Below are 18,246 nucleotides of genomic sequence, written 5' to 3' on the forward strand. Positions count from 1 at the left end.
CTGGGGGTACCCCCTGCTCGAAGAGCTTGGGGGAGTAGGGCTGGCAAGCGCAGCCCCCATGCCGGGTAGGCAGGATGTATGACCTCTACCGCGCGTACGCTGCTCGCCCAGGTGGCGAGCGATTTCACGGAGCTGCACGCCCCCGAGGGGCGGCCCGCGGCGGCGGACGGGCCGCTGGGTTGGCCCGGATATGACGAGATGCGCAAAAAGGCTCAGCAACGCACTGGGGAGCCCGAATCCGTGGTGTGCGGCACAGGGCGGGTCGGCGGCATTGAGGCCGTGCTGCTCTGCTTCGAGTTCGGGTACCTCGGCGGCTCGCTGGGGGAGCGCACGGGCGACCACATCGAGGCGGCCCACGTCCGGGCGCGTGAGGGGCGGCTCCCTCTCGTCACGCTGGTGGCCACCGGAGGCAGCCGGATGCAGGAGGGCATGCGCGCCCTCGTACAGCTCCAGCGCGTGGCCCGGCAGACCGCGCTGACCCGTGCTGCCGGACTGCCGCAGCTCGCGGTCGTCCGCGACCCCACGACCGGCGGCGGCTGGGCCACCCTCGCCGCGGGCGCCGATGTGGTGCTCGCCCTGCCCGGCGCCCAGGCCGCGTTCGCCGGCTCACGCGTACGGCCCCGCGGCGCCGACCCAGCCGCGTACACCGTGGAGGCCCAGCACGCGGCCGGCCACCTCGACCGGATCGTGCCGGAAGCGGAACTCCCCACCACCCTCGCCCGCTGGCTCGCCCTGCTTGCCGGGCCGGGCACCGGTCGAGCCCGGCCGACGCCCGCACCGGTGCCGTACGCGCTGCCCGGTCCGACCGCCTGCGGCCGGCTGCCCGACAGCGGTACGGAAGCCGTCGCGCGCGCCCGCGCCGCGGGCCGTCCGCGCGCCGCCGCCTATCTGGACGCCTACTTCGCGGACCGCGAGGAGATCAGCGGCGACCGCTGCTCGGGCGCCGACGAGGGCGTGCTGTGCGGGTTCGGGCTGCACGACGGACGTACGGTCGCCTACGCGGCACAATGCGGCACCCCGACCCGGCCGGCCGGCTACCGCACCGTCGCGCGGCTCATCCGGATGGCGGGGCGGCTGCACATCCCCGTCCTGACCCTGATCGACACGCCCGGCGCCGCCAACGGGCCGGAGGACGAGCGCAGCGGTGCGGGGCCCGCCATCGCCGAGGTGTTCGCCGCCGTCGCGGAGGCCACCGTGCCGGTCACCTCGCTGCTGATCGGCGAGGGCGGCTCGGGCGGCGCCCTCGCGATGGCAGCCCCCGGCAGGCTGTGGGTCAGCCCGGACAGCTACTTCTCCGTCATCGCCCCCGAGCTGGCCGCCGCCATCCTCAAACGCGACTCCGAGCAGGTGCCCCGAACCGCCGAGGAGCTGCGGCTGCGCCCCCAGGACGCCGTCGAACTCGGCGTCGCCCGAGGCGTGGTGGACACCGCGCACGGAGCGGTCAGGACACCCGGCGTCAAGGGAACGGTGCGCGGCGTCACGGGCATGCCGGCCGACGGGGAATAGCCGGTGCGCGGCGGCGGTTCGACCGGGCATGCGCGTAGAGATCTGGTCGGACATCGCCTGCCCCTGGTGCTACATAGGCAAGGCCCGCTTCGAGAAGGGCCTGGCGGCCTTCGCCCACCGGGACGAGGTGGAGGTGGTCCACCGCTCCTTCGAGCTCGATCCGGACGCGGGCGCGCCGACCGGGCTGCCGGTCACCAGGCTCCTGGCGGACAAGTACGGTCTCTCGCCCGAGCAGGCCGAGGCCGCCGAGGCACGGGTTGCCGGGACCGCGCACGGAGAGGGTCTCGGCTATGCGTCCGGCCGCCTGATGAACGGCTCCACCTTCGCACTGCACCGACTGCTGCACCACGCCAAGCGGCAGGGCCCGGCCGTGCACACCGCGCTGCTGGACGCCCTCTACCGTGCCAACTTCGCCGAGCTGCTGCCCCTCGGCGACCCGGAGACCGTCGTCTTTGTCGCCACCGGCGCCGGGCTGGACGAGGCGGAGGTACGCCGCGTCCTGGCCGACGAGGACGCCTACGCCGCGGACGTACGCAGCGACGAGCGCGAGGCAGCAGCCCTCGGCGCCACCGGAGTGCCGTTCTTCGTGCTGGACCGCCGCTTCGGTGTCTCCGGCGGCCAGCCGGCCGAGGTGTTCACCCAGGCGCTGGAGCAGGCGTACGCGGCGGCGGGCGGACCCGTGCCGGTGGTGGCGGCCGGATCCGGCGCACCCGGACCGCACGACGGAGCGGCGTGTGACGATGGGACTTGCGAAGTGCCCGCACACCGCACGGAGGACGTGCCGTGACCGAACGCAAGCCCCCGGGAGTCAGCTTCGAGAGCTGGGCGGACCGGCAGATCCGTGAGGCCGAGGAGCGCGGCGAATTCGCAAACCTCCCCGGCGCCGGAAAGCCGCTCCCCGGCCTCGACAAGCCGTACACCGATCAGTGGTGGGTCGAGCGCAAGATGCGCGACGAGAACCTCTCCTACCTGCCACCCTCCCTCGCGCTCCGCAAGGAGGCACAGGAAGCCCGGGAGCGCGCGGCGGAGGCGCGGTCCGAGGCCGAGGTGCGCTCGATCCTCACGGAGATCAACGCGAAGATCGACGAGGCGATCCGCCACCCCCTGGAGGGCCCACCCCATCGGCTCGTCCCCTTCGACGTGGAGAGCGCCGTGCGGCAGTGGCGCTCGGCGCGCCGGGAGCACCGCTGAAGCCGGTCCGGCTGGGCTGGGAGCGCCGTATCGAGCCGCGCTGACGGTGACCGGCGGCGTCGTCACGCCTCGCCGTAGTGTGCCGTGTGGGGGTGCCGGCACGGTGGCCGCTCCGGTCAGTGCTCGCCCGTCGTGTGCTCGCCTGCGGCGTCCAGCGTCTCCAGCGCGCGGTGCAGCGCGCCCACGAACCGGTCGGTCGTCGCCCGGTCCCGTACCGCCATCCGGAGCCACTCCTGGCCGAGCCCGGGGAAGGTGTCCCCGCGCCGTACGGCGAAGCCCAACTCGCGCAGCCGCTCGCGCAGCGTCGCCGCATGCGGGTGCTCCACCAGCAGGAAGGGTCCCTCCGGCGTGGGCGTCGCCTCGCGCAGGCCGGCCGTGCGCAGTGGCGCCAGTCGCTCCCGCAGATAGCCGCGGTCCGCTACGAACTGCCGGGCCGCCTGCTGGGCTTCGGCCAGTGCCTCCGGCGTGCTGCACGCCTGGGCCGCCACCAGCGCCGGGGCCGAGACGGGCCACAGCGGCTGCTGGTGTGCCAGTGCCCGCACCGTCTCCGGGTCGCTCAGCACATAGCCGACGCGCAGTCCGGCCAGCCCCCAGGTCTTGGTGAGGCTGCGCAGTACCACCGTCCGTCCGGGCAGCTGCCCCAACAGCGGGACCAGCGACTCCCGCTCGTCCGGTACCGCGTCCACGAACGCCTCGTCGACGACCAGCGTGCGCCCCGCGCGTGCGAGCCCGGCCAATGCCGTTGCGGGGTGCAGCACGGACGTCGGGTTGGTGGGGTTGCCCACCACCACCAGGTCTGCCTCGGGCGGTACGGAATCCGTCTCCAGCCGGAAGCTGTTCCCGGGCCGCAGCAGCACCCGCTCCACCCGGTGCCCCGCATCCCGCAGCGCGGCCTCCGGTTCGGTGAACTGCGGGTGCACCACGACCGGTCGGCGCGCGGACACGGCCCGTGCGAGCAGGACGAACGCCTCTGCCGCGCCCGCAGTCAGCAGTACCTGGTCCTCCGGCAGCCCGTGCCGCTCGGCCACCGCACTGCGCGCCGGAGTGCTGTCCGGGTAGGCGGCCAGCGTCGTCAGCGAGGCCGCCAGCCGCTCCCGCAGCCACGCCGGGGGAGTGCCGGTACGGACGTTGACGGCGAGATCGGTCAACCCGCTTCCGGCGCCCCGTACTTCCGCGTCCCCATGGTGCCGCAGGGCGTCGCCCAGGGTGGTTCCGTCTGCGCTCACGGCTCTCTCCCCGGCACGGCAACGGCAGCCACGGCGGCGGTGACGCGCACCGGAGCCCCGGCCGTCGCCCGCGCCTTGGTCTTCGGCACCAGCAGCACCGGCGCCCCTCCCTGCACCGCCGATCCGCTGCCCCCGTGGCTGCCCCCACCGCCGGCCAGCAGCGCCGCCGCCTCGGCGACGGAGGGTGTGCCGACTGCCGTACGGGAGAAGTCCGAGGGGTGCGGCACCCGTACGCGGGCCAGTGTCCGTGCGTCGTAGGCGATCAGCGGCAGGCCCAGCTTCCGTGCCGCCGTCAGCAGTCCCGGCTCCTCGGCCCGCGCCTGGACGGTCGCCAGCGCCGCGGCGTCGTCTGCTGCGAGCCCCGCGGCGGTCAGCACGCTTCGCACCAGCTCCAGCACCTCTTCGGCCGTCACCCCGGCGCAGGTGCCCACGCCGACGGTGACCAGGCGGGGGCCCGGCCCCGTACCGGCGCCGAACGGGCTCATGCCGCGTTCCCCGCCCCGTCGCCCACCTGGTCCCCGGCTTTGTTTCCCGTTTCCCATTGCGCCGCGCAGCGGGCCACGAACCGCGCCGCCATCCGCGGCGCCGCGGCCCAGTGCACATGCAGATAGGAGGCGTGCACATTGCCCTGGACGAACCCGTCCGGGCGCCGCTCGGGCCGCACCAGTCCCCAGGCGGGTACCTGCCCCGCGCCCGGCAGCAGTTCCGTGCGGTGGAACTCGTGCCCCCGCACCCGGGTGCCCGTCTCCGCGAGTGCGCTGTCCGCGACGGCCACCGCCTCGCGGTAGCCCAGCGTCAGCCGCTCCGCCATCCGTCCGTGCGCATCGAGCACACCGCACATCGGCTTGCCGTCCAACTCCCGTGCCAGATACAGCAGCCCGGCGCACTCGGCCGCGACCGGCCCCTCGAAGGCCGCGATCTGCTGCCGTAGTGGTCGATTTTCGGCCAACTCCGGAGCGTAAACCTCCGGAAAACCGCCGCCGATCACGAGCCCCGCCGTGCCGTGCGGCAGCGCCTCGTCCCGCAGGGGGTCGAACCCGACGACCTCCGCGCCCGCAGCCCGCAACAGCTCCGCGTGCTCGGCGTACGAGAAGGTGAACGCCTCACCGCCGGCCAACGCCACCCGCGGCGCCCGCGCCACCGGCTCCGCACCCACCTCGGCGGCCGGGTCCCACAACTCCTCCGGCAGCGGCGGAGCCTGCCGCGCCAGCGCCAGCAGCGCCTCCAGGTCGCACCCCTCGCGCACCCGTTCCGCCAGCGCCGCCACCGACTCGACGGCCTCCGCGCGCCGTTCGGCCACCGGCACCAGACCCAGATGCCGGGAGGGCGCCCGCACCACCTTCTCACGCCGCAGCACGCCCAGCACCGGCACCCCCGAGCCGTCCAGCGCCTCGCGCAGCAGCTCCTCGTGCCGGTCGGAGCCCACCTTGTTGAGGACCACGCCTGCGACCCGCACCTCCGGGTCCCAGGAGGCGAAACCGTGCACCAGCGCCGCCACCGAGCGCGACTGCGACGAGGCGTCCACCACCAGCACCACCGGGGCGCGCAACAGCTTGGCGACGTGCGCGGTCGACGCCAGCTCGCCCTGCCCCGCAGCGCCGTCGTACAGCCCCATCACGCCCTCGACCACCGCGAGATCAGCGCCCTGCGCGGCGTGGCCCAGCAGCGGTGCGATCCGCTCGGGACCGCACAGATACGCGTCCAGATTGCGGCCCGGACGGCCGGTCGCCAGCGCGTGGTAGCCCGGATCGATGTAGTCGGGGCCGACCTTGTGCGGGGAGACGGTCAGCCCGCGGCCGGCGAAGGCGGCCATCAGCCCCGTCGCCACCGTCGTCTTGCCGCTCCCGGAGGACGGCGCGGCGACCACCAGTCGCGGTACCCGGATCACGCGGCGTCCCTCCAGCCGTGCGCACCGGTGGCAGTCGTCACCACTCGATGCCCTTCTGCCCCTTCTGGCCCGCGTCCATCGGGTGCTTGACCTTGGACATCTCGGTGACCAGATCGGCCGCGTCGATCAGCTGCTGCGGCGCGTTCCGTCCGGTGATCACCACATGCTGGGTACCGGGCCGGTCCCGCAGCACAGCGACCACCTCCTCCACGTTCACCCAGCCCCAGTGCATCGGGTAGGCGAACTCGTCCAGCACCAGCAGCCGGTACGTCTCCGCGGCCAGATCGCGCTTGACCTGCTCCCAGCCCTCCCGGGCCGCCGCCTCGCTGCTCATCTCACCGTCCTGGACGTTGCGCTGGATCCACGACCAGCCCTCGCCCATCTTGTGCCAGGTCACGCTGCCGCCCTCGCCGGAGTCGCCGAGCACCCGCAGCGCGCGCTCCTCCCCGACCTTCCACTTGGCGGACTTGACGAACTGGAACACCCCGATCGGCCACCCCTGGTTCCACACGCGCAGCGCCAGCCCGAACGCGGCCGTCGACTTGCCCTTGCCGACGCCCGTATGGACCGCCACCAGCGGCCTGTTGCGCCGCTGACGAGTGGTGAGACCGTCCTGCGGCACGACGCTCGGCTGTCCCTTCGGCATTACGCCGCCCTCCCTGCCTGCTCGGCTGCCTGTTGTGCAGCACGCGAATTCCGTGAGTCGGTTGTCCGCCGGACGAGTTCGGTGACGGCGTCGGCGCGCAGCTCGTCCAGCGTGACGGCGTTGCCGCCCAGTTCGGCGGCGAGCTCGCGCGCCAGCCCCAGCCGCACATGCCCCGCCTCGCAGTCCACAACCACCGAAGCGGTACCGTCCGCCGCCAGCAGCCGCGCCGCCTGCCGGGCCCGCACCAGCGGCTCCGGGCCACCGGTGGCGCGTCCGTCCGTGACGGTGACCAGCAGCGGCCGCCGCGCCGGGTCCCGCAGCCGCTCGACCCGCAGCACCTCGCGTGCCCGCAACAGCCCCGCCCCCAGGGGAGTGCGCCCCCCGGTCGGCAGCGACTCCAGCCGGGCCGCCGCCGCATCCACCGACGAGGTGGGCGGCAGCGCCACCTCCGCCTCGCCGCGCCGGAAGGTCACCATGCCGACCTTGTCCCGCCGCTGGTAGGCGTCCAGCAGCAGCGACAACACCGCGCCCTTGACGGCACTCATCCGCTGCCGCGCCGCCATGGAGCCGGAGGCGTCCACCACGAACAGCACGAGATTGCCCTCGCGGCCCTCCCGCACGGCCTCCCGCAGATCGTCCCTGCGCACCACCAGGCCGCTGCCGCGACGGCCACGTGCGTGCTGGTACGGAGCCGCCGCCTGCACCGTCGCCGCCAGATGCAACGTGCCCAGCGCCCCCTGCGGGCGGCGCGCCCCTGTCGTACGGCCGTGCGCCGTGCGGGCCCGCGAGCGCCGCCCGGCCGCGCCCTCGCCGAGCCCGGGGACGGTGAGCGTGCGCGCCTTGAACGGTTCGCCGGAGGGAGCAGTGGGTTGATGCGCGGCAGCGGGGGCCTGCGGGTCGGGCTCGGGTTGCCCGGGGGAAGGTGTTTCGGATACCGACCGGTCGGTGGGTTCGGATCTCTCCCCCTCGGCGCCGTCCTGTGGGGCGTTCCCCGGATCGCGCTGCGGCGGCAGTCCGCCCCCGCCGTCGGGGCCGCCACCGGGCCCGTCGTCGTCCGGTCCCTCCGTCCCCTCCGGCCGTTCCGGCTCCGGTGTGTCCTCGTCCTGCGGTGGGCTGTTCTCCTCCAGCGTCTGGTCCAACTTGTCCTCGTCGAGGCCGGGGGCGTCGAACGGATTGCGCCTGCGCCGGTGCGGCAGCGCCAGCAGCGCCGCCTGCCGCACATCCGCCGACTCCACCTCGGTACGCCCCGCCCAGGCCGCCATCGCCGTCGCCGTACGGGCCATGACGAGGTCGGCGCGCATGCCGTCCACCTCGAACGCCGCGCAGGTGGCGGCGATCTGCCGGAGTGCCGCGTCACCGAGCCGTACCCGGGGCAGCAGTTCCCGCGCTGCGGCAATCCGCTCGCGCAGTTCCTGCTCGTCGTCCGCCCAGCGCGCCGCGAAGCCCTCCGGATCGTCGTCGTAGGCGAGCCGCCGCCGTACGACCTCCACCCGCTCGTCCGTCTCGCGGGAGGCGGCCACCTCGACCGTCAGCCCGAACCGGTCGAGCAACTGCGGGCGCAGCTCGCCCTCTTCCGGGTTCATCGTGCCGACCAGCAGGAACCGTGAGGCGTGCCGTACGGAGACGCCTTCGCGCTCCACGTAGGAGGCGCCCATGGCGGCGGCGTCCAGCAGGAGGTCCACCAGGTGGTCGTGCAGGAGGTTGACCTCGTCCACGTACAGCACGCCCCGGTGCGCGTCCGCCAGCAGCCCCGGCTCGAACGCCTTCACGCCCTCCGAGAGCGCCCGCTCGATGTCCAGTGCGCCCACCAGCCGGTCCTCGGAGGCGCCGACGGGCAGCTCCACCATGCGGGCCGGGCGGGACCCGGCAGCGCCGGCGCCCTCGTGCGGGCCGTCCGGGCACGCGGGGTCGGGTGCGGCGGGGTCACAGGAGAAGCGGCAGCCCGGCACGACCTGGACGCCGGGCAGCAGCGCTGTGAGCGCTCTGACGGCCGTGCTCTTCGCCGTTCCTTTCTCCCCCCGTACCAGGACGCCGCCGATCGCGGGGGAGACGGCGTTCAGCAGCAGGGAGAGCTGGAGGTCCGCCTGGCCGACGAGGGCGGTGAAGGGATAGGGGGTCACGCGACGGTCACTCCTTCGAGTGGCTTGGGTGTATCAAGGGCGGCGGACTGCGGGCCGGTCACGACGGCGCCCCCGGCGGTACGAACGGCAGGCCCTTGGGCACGCCGTCCTCGATGAGCCGCAGCAGCGCCGCCGTGTCCGCGTGCTCCTCGATCAGGTCGCCCAGCCGGTCGAGCTGTTCCTCGCGCAGTGCGGCGAACCGAGTGTCGGGCGCCGGTTCGAAGGCGCGGCCCGCGTCGGCGGCCACCTGGCGCAGAAAGGCGCGACGGAAGCCGTCCGACTCCAGCGAGCCGTGCCAGTGGGTGCCCCACACGCTCCCTACCCGGCAGCCGTCCAGCGGAGCACCCTCGGGGCCGCTCAGGAACGGCTCACCACCGTGCACATCCGCCACCCCGTGGTGGATCTCGTAGCCCTCCACCGGCTCGCCCAGCGCGATCCCGTGCGGCCGGGCCAGCGTCTTGTCCCGGTCGAACCGCACCCGCACCGGCAGCAGCCCGAGCCCGTCCACCACACCCGCGCGCGACTCGACCTCGTCCTCGATACGCTCGCCCAGCAGTTGGTAGCCGCCGCAGACACCCAGCACGGGCCGCCCCTCGGCCGCACGCCGCGCCAGCGCCCCGGCCAGGCCCCGTTCGCGTATCCACTCCAGCGCCTTGACCGTGCCCCGGGTGCCCGGCACCACCACCAGGTCGGCGTCGGCCAGTTCCTCCGGGCGGTCGCAGAACCGCACCACCACACCGGGTTCGGCAGCCAGCGCGTCCACATCGGTGAAGTTGGACATCAACGGCACCGGCAGCACGGCGACCCGCAGCACATCGGCCCCGTAGGGGGGCGCGACAGTGGACTCGCGTACGGTGCCGCGCAGCGAGACCCTCAGCCCGTCCTCCTCGTCGATGCCCAGCCCGTGCTGGAACGGCAGTACGCCCAGCGTGGGCCGTCCCGTCAGCCTGTGCAGCATCTCCAGGCCGGGCTCCAGCAGCGTGACGTCGCCGCGGAACTTGTTGACCAGGTAGCCCGCGAGCAGCGCCTGGTCCTCGGGTGCCAGCAGTGCCGTCGTACCGAAGAGCGAGGCGAACACCCCGCCGCGATCGATGTCGCCGACCACCAGCACCGGTAGCCGACAGGCGCGTGCCAGCCCCATGTTGACGATGTCGCTGCGCCGCAGATTGATCTCGGCGGGGCTGCCCGCGCCCTCGCAGATGACCGCGTCATGGGTGCTCCGCAGTTCCTCCAGACAGCCCGCGACGGTCTCCAGCAGCTCCGCACGCCCCCCGTGCCGTACATCGCCGCTGCCCTCCGGGTGGCGGCCGAAGTACCCCCGGGCCGACATCTCGCCGACCGCCTTACCCAGCAGTACGACCTGACTGGTGCGGTCGCCGCCCGGCTTCAGCAGCACCGGGTTCATCAGCGCGCTCGGCTCGACCCGTGCGGCAGCCGCCTGCATGGCCTGCGCGCGGCCGATCTCGGCGCCGTCGAGGGTGACGAACGAGTTCAGCGACATGTTCTGCGCCTTGAACGGCGCCACCCGCAGCCCCTTGCGGGCCAGCCAGCGGCAGATGCCCGCCGTCACCACGCTCTTGCCGGCGTCCGAGGTCGTCCCGGCGACCAGCAGCCCGCCTCCCGTACGCGCGCTCATCGCACCCCTCCCTCGCCGCGGCCACGCCCGAAGCGGCCTACTGCCGTGCGCACCAGACAACTTGTGGCCAGCGCCAACAGTCCTACCCGCCGCGACAGCCGCACAGCGCGCTCGATGTCCGCCGTGCGGACGGCCCGGCCGGGCGCGTTGAGGACGGGCCGGTGCTCCACCCGCCCCCCGTACGACAGCGTCCCGCCCAGCCGCACGCCCAGTGCGCCCGCGAACGACGCCTCTACGGGGCCCGCGTTGGGGCTGGGGTGGCGGTGCGCGTCGGCGCGCCAGGCGCGTACGGCACCGCGTGGGTCCGGCCCGGCGAACGCGGCCAGTACGGCGGTCAGCCGTGCCCCCGGCCAGCCCGCCACGTCGTCCAGCCGCGCGGCGGCCCAGCCGAACCGGCGGTGCCGCGGGGAGGTGTGCCCGACCATCGCGTCCAGTGTGTTGACAGCGCGGAAGCCCACCAGCCCGGGTACGCCCGCCAGCGCCCCCCACACCAGTGCTCCCACCACGGCGTCGGAGGTGTTCTCCGCGACCGACTCGACCACGGCGCGGGCCACTGCGGGCGCGTCCAGCCGCTGCGGGTCGCGTCCGCACAGCGCGGGCAGCCGTTCGCGTGCCAGCCCCAGGTCTCCCGCCTCCAGCGCGGCGCCCACGGCCCGGGCCTCGCGGGTCAGCGACGTACCCCCGAGGACGGCCCACGCGGTGGCGGCCGTCAGCGCGATGCCGGGCACCGGGGAACGGCCCGCTGCGGGGGAGGGGCTGCGTGCGGCACCGACCGTCTTCAGCGCGCCCGCTGCGGCGACGGCGCCCCCCGCGCAGAGGGCGACATAGAGCGCTCCCGCACCCCGGTGGTCGCGCCACATCCGGCGCTCCAGTGCCGCGGCCGCCCGCCCGAAGGCAGCGACGGGGTGGCCGCGCCGCGGATCACCGAGCAGCGCGTCGGCGGCGAACCCCAGCACAGTGCCGCGGACATGGACGTCACGGGCCCGCATCAGACGACGGTTCCGGCGCACGCATCCATGACGGCGGCAGTCGGGAGTCGTCCCGGCGGGAGTCCCCGGGGGTGCTCCCAGGGGGAGGCAGCAGGAGATACGGCAGCAACGGCTATGGCGACGGGGCCACGCATGGCGGTGTCCTCACTCAGGGTCCTCGCCCTGGCTCGACTCGACCGGCGGCGAGAGTCTCCTGGCTCCCGGATCCACACCGCCCCCGCCTTCCAGCCCGCGTGGGCCGTGGCTTCGTTGGAGGAGGCGCTCCCCGGTGACAGTGGCGGGACCGCGCCGGATTCGCACCGGCTTCCTCCCCATGCCGCCGTTTGGCACCCGGCAGTCCACCACGTTTGACCTGCGGTGGGCAAGCCGGACGTGGTGCTTGCGGCCGCGCGGACACCGCCGGACCCTCACCGTCGTGGCTTCCCGCCGCTGCGGCGGGAAAGAGTGGGGGCTCCGCCCCCACACCCCGGCGGAGTGCCAGGGGGCGTGGGAGGCGAAGCCCCGAACCCCTTCCCGCCGCAACGGCGGGCACTACAACGGCGAGGGTCCGGCGGAAGGATCGAGCTCCGCAACCACAGCGCGCGACTCCCTCACTCGCCGTGCAACGGCTACGCCGCGATCAGGTAGATGCCGTACGCCACCGCCGCCAGACACACGGCGTAGCAGGCGTAGGCGCCGGTACGCGCCAGCGACGAGGGGGCGTTGCCCGCGGTGCGGGGGGAGCCGGCGACGATGCCGAGGGTGAAGACGCCGACGAGTCCCACCGTCGCCGCCAGGCTGACGCCGAAGACCTGGCCGAGTGAGGCCCAGTCGATGTTCATGCGGTGGTCCCTTCTGCTTACCTGAAGCTGCTCGCCGACGCGGGGCGGCCGGTCGAACGCGCGGGCTCGGCCGCCGTCGTCTCCTCCGCGGCAACACCGGCCGCGCTCACTCCCGCCGGCGGCGGGGGCGGGGAGACGGCCCGGATGGCGTTGGTGACCACCCCGGCGGGCTCGGACTCGGGCTGCGGCTCCGGCTCAGCGGCCGGGCTCGGGATCTCCGCGGCCTGCGCGGCCACGGCGGGCTCGACCTCGTTGACGTTGGTGTGGTCCACCGGCGCGCGCCGGGAGCGGAGCCAGATGGCGCCGCAGAGCACGACGGCGAGGACGGCGACTGTCGTGACGCCCCAGTCGCCCTGCTTGGCCAGCAGCGCAGCACCGGCCGCGACCCCGCCGGCTGCAGGGAGGGTCAGCCCCCAGCCGATGAACATGCGGCCCGCCGTTCCCCACCGGACCACGCCGCCCTTGCGGCCGAGCCCTGAACCCATCACGGCGCCGGAGCACACATGCGTGGTGGAGAGGGAGAAGCCGATGTGCGAGGAGGCCAGGATGGTGGCCGCCGCGCTGGTCTGGGCTGCGAAGCCCTGCGGGGGCTGGATGTCGGTGATGCCCTTGCCCATCGTGCGGATGATGCGCCAGCCGCCGAGGTAGGTGCCCAGTGCGATGGCGAGCCCGGCGGAGGCGATCACCCACACCGGCGGGTCGGAGCCGGGCGCCAGGGCGCCGCCGGTGACCAGGGCCAGCGTGATGACACCCATGGTCTTCTGCGCGTCGTTGGTGCCGTGGGCGAGGGAGACCAGCGCCGCCGAGGTGATCTGCCCGGCGCGGTAGCCCTTCGCGGTCCGCTCCTCGTCGGCGTGCCGGGCGACCCGGTAGGTCAGCCGGGTGGCGCACACGGAGGCGATGCCGGCGACCAGGGGTGCGGCGAGCGCCGGGATGAGGACCTTCATGACGACGACGTCGCCGTTGACCGCGCCCATGCCGACGGCAGCGAGCGTGGCGCCGATCAGTCCGCCCATCAGCGCGTGCGAGGAGCTGGAGGGGAGCCCGGCGAGCCAGGTCAGCAGGTTCCAGATGATCGCGCCCACCAGTCCCGCGAAGATCACTTCGGGCTGGATGCCGGAACCTTCATCGATGATTCCTGAAGATATGGTCTTGGCCACCTCGATGGACAGAAAGGCCCCGAGGAGGTTGAGGACCGCGGACATGGCCACCGCCGCCCGAGGAGCCAGTGCCCCGGTGGAGATGGTTGTGGCCATGGCGTTGGCCGTGTCGTGGAAGCCGTTCGTGAAGTCGAACACCAAGGCCGTGACGATCACGATCCCGATGAGAAGCGTGATGTGTTCCATTCACCAGGCACAATCAGTTCGAGGGGCAATGACGTCGTGAACGTAAAGACGGCGAGTGAACGGAAGGTGAACTGAGGCAGGCATCGAAGTGTCGCCCCCTGACGCCTGTTGTGTGGGCCAGATCACACCGTAGGCCCGGCCGCTCCTCGGGGCCAAGGAAGACGCGTCCCGGCGCCGACACCAGATGTCTCCCGGAGGTCAACACGACGCGGCGCAAAGTCAGTTGGCGTGCCGGCCGACGCGCCGGTACGACCCGCCGCCAAGGCCCCCGCTCCTCCGGCCGGGTGTCACCCTCCCGGCCCGCCCCGCTGGTTTCGCACGCCCGATCGTGTCAACACTGACAACGATGCGTCTGCGAACCGCGGCACTGGCCGCCACCTCCGTGCTCGGTACCGGCGCGGCCACCCTGGCGGCCGGACGGTACGCCGCCGACGCAGCGCTGCGCCCGCCGCGCCCCCGGAGCGACGGCGGCAGCAGGGCCACCGCGGGGTTCGAGGGCACCCGGCTGACCGTGCACTCCCACGACGAGGGCCGGATCGCCATCACCCGCTCCCTTGCCGCCCGGCTGCCCGGTGTCTACGGACTGACCGGGTGCGGCGTCCACGCCGTCGTGGGGCCGGTGCTGGAGGAGGCGACGGCCGCAGAGCCCCGTCCGCACGCCGTCGTACGGGAACTGCGCCGTATCGACCGGGGCCGGCTCAGCGCCGGTGCCACCGTCCGCCTCACCCCGCAGGTGTACGTCGGCAACCCCGGCGAGGCCCTCGGTGCTGAGTACACCGACGTCGAGATCCCCGGCGAACTCGGGCCGCTGCCCGCCTGGTTCGTGCCCGGCGACCGCAACGCCTGGGTCATCACCGTGCACGGCCTCGGCGCCACCCGCGAGCACCCGCTGACGCTGCTCCCGTTCTACCGGCGCTACAGCGTCCCGGTGCTCGACATCGCCTACCGGGGCGACGCCGGCGCGCCCCCGCCGCTCGACGGCATCGGCCACCTGGGCAACTCCGAATGGCGGGACCTGGACGCCGCCATCCGTTACGCCGTCCAGAACGGCGCCCAGCGGCTGATCCTGCACGGCTGGTCCAGCGGCGCCACCATGGCCCTGCACGCCGCCGCCAACTCCCCGCTGCGGGACCGGGTGGCAGGGCTGGTGCTGGACTCGCCGGTGCTCGACTGGTCGCACACCGTGCGGGCGCTGGCGGTCTCCCGGGGCACCCCCCGTGCGCTGCTGCCGCTGGTGGTCCGCGCCGTCCAGGGCCGGGCCGGACTGCCCGAGACGCGCGACGCCGCGCTGGTCGACCCCGCGAAGCTGGCCGTGCCCACCCTGCTGCTGCACGGCCCAGCGGACACCATCGCCTCCTGGGACAGCTCCCGGGCACTGGCCGCGCACCGCCCGAAGCTCGTCTCCCTCCACAAGATCCCGCACGCCCCGCACGCCGCGATGTGGAACGCCGACCCGCACGGCTACGAGGAGAAGCTGCGCCGCTTCATCACGCCCTTCATGTGAGGCCGCCATACGGGCGACCATGTGAGGCAACGTCACGCTGAGCCCTTTTCAAGCACCCGCGTACACCTGGCCGGAGAAGGCGGACGACCGGAAACGGCACCCCAGGTTTGGGTTTCAACGGCACAGCGTGAAGACTGCTCCTGTGACGACGTCCCGTACCCCGGGGGACAACCGGCTCCGCCTCGTCCCCCGACAGCCCGTCGCCGCCGCCCGGCGCACTGTGACGACCAGGCGCTCCGCCAGGACGCCACCGCCCCCGGACGGTGTGCTGCCCCGCGACCAGCTTGCCCGGCACGCGCGTGCCTGCCTCGCAGACGCCGTCCGCGTGGCCCATTGGGCTGCCGAGACCGGCCGCTCCCCGCAGCCCGGGCCCGAGGCGGAACAGGCGGCCGAAGCGCTGCGGATGACCGTCCCGCTGGTGCGCACGCACTGGGACCGGGCCAAGCTGGCCGGCCTGATCGAACTCCACGGGGACACCGCCCGCGCCGGCTGGCGGCTGCGTGCCTGGGACCGTGACGACAGCGCCGTGCTGCGTGGCTGGGTCGCACTCTTCGACGCCTGGTCGCTGGCCCACCCCGCGCCGCTGCCGCACGAGCAGAGCCTGGTCGCGGAGATCGTCGAGGCGGTGCCGCAGTTCCTCTCCGTGATGCACCTGTCCGGCGGCCCCGTCACCTTCTCGCTGCTGCACGACCTGCTCGCCCAGCGCATCGCCGAGTTGCGGGCCGAGCGCGAGCAGGAGACGGGCCGCGCGATGGTCGGCGTCGCCCTGCCAGGACTGCTCGACTGGGCACTGGACGGGCTCTCCGCGGTCGGGGCGCTGACCCGCTGCCCGGACGAGGACCCCGCCGAGGAGACCGGCGTACGGCAGGGCTCCGCCGTCCTGACACCGCTCGGCAACTGGGCGGTGTGGACCAAGCTGGAGCAGATCTGCGTCGCCGCGCAGAGCCCGGCCGGGAACATCGAGCAGTCCGCCGAGGAGATGCTGCGCGGCTGCGCCCGGATGACCCCGGGTCCGGCCCGTGACGAGTACCGCGCCTGGCTCGCCGCGCGCCCCACCGGGCCGGCCGTCACCGAACTGCTGGAGGCGGCCCGGGGCGAGGACGCGCTCATCCGCGGGCTCGCCTTCGAGGCGCTGCGGGTGGTGGGTGCGCCCGCGGAGGAGGCCGTACAGGAGGCCGCGAAGGAGCCCACCCTGCGGCCGTACGCGCTGCTGTGGCTGGCCGAGCAGGCGGGCACGGACCCGGAGGACCTGGCAGGCGGTGCACCCGGCGTCCTCACCCGGCAGGAGGCGACCTGGCTGTGGGTGGACACCGCGGCGGCCGTCACCGATCACGGCGAGGAGCGGCTGCTGGTCGACCACCTGGGCACCGCCGTACAGGGGTCGGTGCCCAAGCTGCTGGAAGACGTCCGCGCCACCGGCCATCCGCGTACCGTCCAGGTCCTCGTCGCGCTCGCCGCGGCCCATCCGGACCCCGCGCTGGCCAAGGCCGTACGGCGGGCCGCCTTCCAGGTGCACACCGGCGGGGGGTGACCGCGTCGCCGGCCGGTGCCCCTCACAGGTGTGCCGGCGGTGCTGTCGAGCGTTCGGTCGTAGGCCGGAAAAGCGTTTGCCCGCCGCCGGTAGACTGGCTCTCATGCCTCATCTCCTCGTGCATTAGGCGTGCGTACGCCGCTTCCGCACTTCTGCCGTACGCACGTCCACAGTCCTGCCTTGGAGTTCTCCAGTGATCACCGCCACCGGTCTTGAGTTGCGCGCCGGAGCCCGCGTCCTCATCGAGTCGGCCACCTTCCGCGTCGCCAGGGGCGACCGCATCGGCCTCGTGGGCCGCAACGGCGCCGGCAAGACCACCCTCACCAAGTGCCTCGCGGGCGAGGGCACGCCCACGGCCGGCACCATCACCAGCAGCGGCGAGGTCGGCTACCTCCCGCAGGACCCGCGCACCGGCGACCTCGATGTGCTCGCCCGCGACCGCATCCTCTCCGCACGCGGTCTGGATGTGGTGCTGCGCAGGATGCAGGAGAACGAGGAGCGCATCGCGAACGGCAAGGGCGCCACCCGCGAGAAGGCGATGAAGAAGTACGAGCGCCTGGAGACCGAGTTCCTCACCAAGGGCGGTTACGCGGCAGAGGCGGAGGCCGCCACCATCGCCGCCAGCCTCGGCCTGCCCGACCGGGTGCTCGGCCAGCCGCTGCACACCCTCTCCGGCGGCCAGCGGCGCCGCGTCGAGCTGGCCCGCATCCTCTTCTCGGACGCCGACATCCTGCTGCTGGACGAGCCGACCAACCACCTGGACGCCGACTCGATCGTCTGGCTGCGCGACTTCCTCAAGACCTACCGCGGCGGTCTCATCGTCATCTCCCACGACGTCGACCTCATGGAGACGGTGGTCAACAAGGTCTTCTACCTGGACGCCAACCGGTCGGCCATCGACGCCTACAACATGGGCTGGAAGCAGTACCTCACCCAGCGCGAGGACGACGAGAAGCGGCGCCGCCGGGAGCGGGCCAACGCCGAGAAGAAGGCAGCCGCGCTCAACTCGCAGGCCGACAAGATGCGCGCCAAGGCCACCAAGGCGGTGGCCGCCAAGAACATGGCGCGCCGCGCCGAGAAGCTGCTGTCCGGGCTGGAGGGCGAGCGCCAGGCCGACAAGGTCGCCAAGCTGCGCTTCCCCGACCCGGCGCCCTGCGGCAGGACGCCGCTGATGGCCGAGGACCTGTCCAAGTCCTACGGCTCGCTGGAGATCTTCACCGGCGTCGACCTGGCCATCGACCGCGGCTCCCGCGTCGTCATCCTCGGCCTCAACGGCGCGGGCAAGACGACGCTGCTGCGGCTGCTGGCCGGTATCGAGGAGCCCGACACCGGCAAGGTCGTCCCAGGCCACGGCCTCAAACTCGGCTACTACGCGCAGGAGCACGAGACGCTGGACCCGGACCGCACGGTGCTGGAGAACATGCGCTCGGCAGCGCCCGACATGGACCTGGTCGCCATCCGCAAGACGCTGGGCTCCTTCCTCTTCTCCGGCGACGACGTCGACAAGCCCGCCAGGGTGCTCTCCGGCGGCGAGAAGACCCGGCTGGCCCTGGCCACCCTCGTGGTCTCCTCGGCCAATGTGCTGCTGCTGGACGAGCCGACCAACAACCTCGACCCGGCCAGCCGTGAGGAGATCCTCGGAGCGCTGCACACCTTCACCGGCGCCGTCGTGCTGGTCACCCACGACGAGGGCGCCGTCGAGGCGCTCCAGCCGGAGCGCATCATCATGCTGCCGGACGGTGTCGAGGACCTGTGGGGCCAGGAGTACGCGGACCTCGTCGCCCTTGCTTGATCCATCCGAGATGGATCATTCGGCCGACGGTTGATCCTTCATCTGAGTGA

The 18,246-nt window shown here is 73.6% G+C and carries 15 protein-coding genes and 1 riboswitch; of the genes, 6 read left to right on the top strand and 9 right to left on the bottom strand.

Annotation, left to right across the window (positions count from 1 at the left end; all coding sequences use genetic code 11):
• Positions 1 to 78: 78 nt before the first annotated feature.
• The 3 genes from ACTWP9_RS15300 to ACTWP9_RS15310 are packed head-to-tail and all read left to right on the top strand — an operon-like array spanning position 79 to position 2,697.
• A complete protein-coding gene (locus ACTWP9_RS15300) occupies positions 79 to 1,506 on the top strand; it encodes a carboxyl transferase domain-containing protein (protein WP_443246670.1) in 1,428 nt (475 codons plus the stop codon).
• Between the two features lie 28 nt (positions 1,507 to 1,534).
• Complete coding sequence (locus tag ACTWP9_RS15305) at positions 1,535 to 2,293, top strand: DsbA family oxidoreductase (RefSeq protein WP_443246671.1); 759 nt, start codon at positions 1,535 to 1,537, stop codon at positions 2,291 to 2,293.
• Positions 2,290 to 2,697: a J-domain-containing protein gene (locus tag ACTWP9_RS15310; RefSeq protein WP_443246672.1), complete on the top strand. Its 408-nt coding sequence runs from the start codon at positions 2,290 to 2,292 to the stop codon at positions 2,695 to 2,697. Before ACTWP9_RS15305 ends, ACTWP9_RS15310 begins: the two co-directional genes overlap by 4 nt.
• A 116-nt stretch (positions 2,698 to 2,813) precedes the next feature.
• On the opposite strand, the gene cobC is transcribed toward ACTWP9_RS15310, so the two are convergent.
• The 9 genes from cobC to ACTWP9_RS15355 all read right to left on the bottom strand — a co-directional run bounded on the left by cobC (position 2,814) and on the right by ACTWP9_RS15355 (position 13,369).
• A complete protein-coding gene (gene cobC / locus ACTWP9_RS15315; protein WP_443246673.1) occupies positions 2,814 to 3,923 on the bottom strand; it encodes an Rv2231c family pyridoxal phosphate-dependent protein CobC in 1,110 nt (369 codons plus the stop codon).
• Positions 3,920 to 4,408, bottom strand: coding sequence for a cobalamin biosynthesis protein (locus tag ACTWP9_RS15320; protein ID WP_443246674.1), 489 nt, complete (start codon positions 4,406 to 4,408; stop codon positions 3,920 to 3,922). The genes cobC and ACTWP9_RS15320 overlap by 4 nt, the downstream gene beginning before the upstream one ends.
• On the bottom strand, positions 4,405 to 5,811 hold the full coding sequence (locus tag ACTWP9_RS15325) for a cobyrinate a,c-diamide synthase (protein ID WP_443246675.1): 1,407 nt from the start codon (positions 5,809 to 5,811) through the stop codon (positions 4,405 to 4,407). The genes ACTWP9_RS15320 and ACTWP9_RS15325 overlap by 4 nt, the downstream gene beginning before the upstream one ends.
• Positions 5,812 to 5,848: 37 nt before the next feature.
• Positions 5,849 to 6,457: a cob(I)yrinic acid a,c-diamide adenosyltransferase gene (gene cobO, locus ACTWP9_RS15330; protein ID WP_443246676.1), complete on the bottom strand. Its 609-nt coding sequence runs from the start codon at positions 6,455 to 6,457 to the stop codon at positions 5,849 to 5,851.
• Positions 6,457 to 8,577, bottom strand: a complete 2,121-nt coding sequence (locus ACTWP9_RS15335) for a putative cobaltochelatase (RefSeq protein WP_443246677.1) — start codon at positions 8,575 to 8,577, stop codon at positions 6,457 to 6,459. The genes cobO and ACTWP9_RS15335 overlap by 1 nt, the downstream gene beginning before the upstream one ends.
• 58 nt (positions 8,578 to 8,635) lie before the next feature.
• Positions 8,636 to 10,213, bottom strand: a complete 1,578-nt coding sequence (locus ACTWP9_RS15340) for a cobyric acid synthase (protein ID WP_443246678.1) — start codon at positions 10,211 to 10,213, stop codon at positions 8,636 to 8,638.
• Positions 10,210 to 11,202, bottom strand: coding sequence for a cobalamin biosynthesis protein (locus ACTWP9_RS15345; RefSeq protein WP_443246679.1), 993 nt, complete (start codon positions 11,200 to 11,202; stop codon positions 10,210 to 10,212). Before ACTWP9_RS15345 ends, ACTWP9_RS15340 begins: the two co-directional genes overlap by 4 nt.
• Positions 11,203 to 11,389: 187 nt before the next feature.
• A riboswitch (cobalamin riboswitch) is annotated at positions 11,390 to 11,511 on the bottom strand.
• A 299-nt stretch (positions 11,512 to 11,810) separates the two neighbouring features.
• A complete protein-coding gene (locus ACTWP9_RS15350) occupies positions 11,811 to 12,023 on the bottom strand; it encodes a hypothetical protein (RefSeq protein ID WP_443246680.1) in 213 nt (70 codons plus the stop codon).
• A gap of 17 nt (positions 12,024 to 12,040) precedes the next feature.
• Complete coding sequence (locus ACTWP9_RS15355) at positions 12,041 to 13,369, bottom strand: inorganic phosphate transporter (protein ID WP_443246681.1); 1,329 nt, start codon at positions 13,367 to 13,369, stop codon at positions 12,041 to 12,043.
• Between the two features lie 346 nt (positions 13,370 to 13,715).
• Here ACTWP9_RS15355 and ACTWP9_RS15360 point away from each other — a divergent pair, with 346 nt between their 5' ends.
• The 3 genes from ACTWP9_RS15360 (at position 13,716) to ACTWP9_RS15370 (ending at position 18,196) form a co-directional block, all read left to right on the top strand.
• Complete coding sequence (locus ACTWP9_RS15360; protein ID WP_443246682.1) at positions 13,716 to 14,873, top strand: alpha/beta hydrolase; 1,158 nt, start codon at positions 13,716 to 13,718, stop codon at positions 14,871 to 14,873.
• Positions 14,874 to 15,015: 142 nt separating this feature from the next.
• On the top strand, positions 15,016 to 16,404 hold the full coding sequence (locus ACTWP9_RS15365; protein ID WP_443246683.1) for a hypothetical protein: 1,389 nt from the start codon (positions 15,016 to 15,018) through the stop codon (positions 16,402 to 16,404).
• A 193-nt stretch (positions 16,405 to 16,597) separates the two neighbouring features.
• Complete coding sequence (locus tag ACTWP9_RS15370; RefSeq protein ID WP_443246684.1) at positions 16,598 to 18,196, top strand: ABC-F family ATP-binding cassette domain-containing protein; 1,599 nt, start codon at positions 16,598 to 16,600, stop codon at positions 18,194 to 18,196.
• Positions 18,197 to 18,246: the final 50 nt, after the last annotated feature.

The sequence above is a fragment of the Streptomyces sp. 3N207 genome (genome assembly GCF_052246355.1).
Lineage (GTDB): Bacteria > Actinomycetota > Actinomycetes > Streptomycetales > Streptomycetaceae > Streptomyces.

What these genes read in the sequence shown, in the direction of transcription:
- ACTWP9_RS15355 (WP_443246681.1), bottom strand. Translation starts at nt 13,369, where the DNA reads ATGGAACACATCACGCTTCTCATCGGGATCGTGATCGTCACGGCCTTG.
- ACTWP9_RS15340 (WP_443246678.1), bottom strand. Translation starts at nt 10,213, where the DNA reads ATGAGCGCGCGTACGGGAGGCGGGCTGCTGGTCGCCGGGACGACCTCG.
- ACTWP9_RS15360 (WP_443246682.1), top strand. Translation starts at nt 13,716, where the DNA reads ATGCGTCTGCGAACCGCGGCACTGGCCGCCACCTCCGTGCTCGGTACC.
- ACTWP9_RS15320 (WP_443246674.1), bottom strand. Translation starts at nt 4,408, where the DNA reads ATGAGCCCGTTCGGCGCCGGTACGGGGCCGGGCCCCCGCCTGGTCACC.
- cobO (WP_443246676.1), bottom strand. Translation starts at nt 6,457, where the DNA reads ATGCCGAAGGGACAGCCGAGCGTCGTGCCGCAGGACGGTCTCACCACT.
- ACTWP9_RS15300 (WP_443246670.1), top strand. Translation starts at nt 79, where the DNA reads ATGACCTCTACCGCGCGTACGCTGCTCGCCCAGGTGGCGAGCGATTTC.
- ACTWP9_RS15345 (WP_443246679.1), bottom strand. Translation starts at nt 11,202, where the DNA reads ATGCGGGCCCGTGACGTCCATGTCCGCGGCACTGTGCTGGGGTTCGCC.
- ACTWP9_RS15350 (WP_443246680.1), bottom strand. Translation starts at nt 12,023, where the DNA reads ATGAACATCGACTGGGCCTCACTCGGCCAGGTCTTCGGCGTCAGCCTG.
- ACTWP9_RS15305 (WP_443246671.1), top strand. Translation starts at nt 1,535, where the DNA reads ATGCGCGTAGAGATCTGGTCGGACATCGCCTGCCCCTGGTGCTACATA.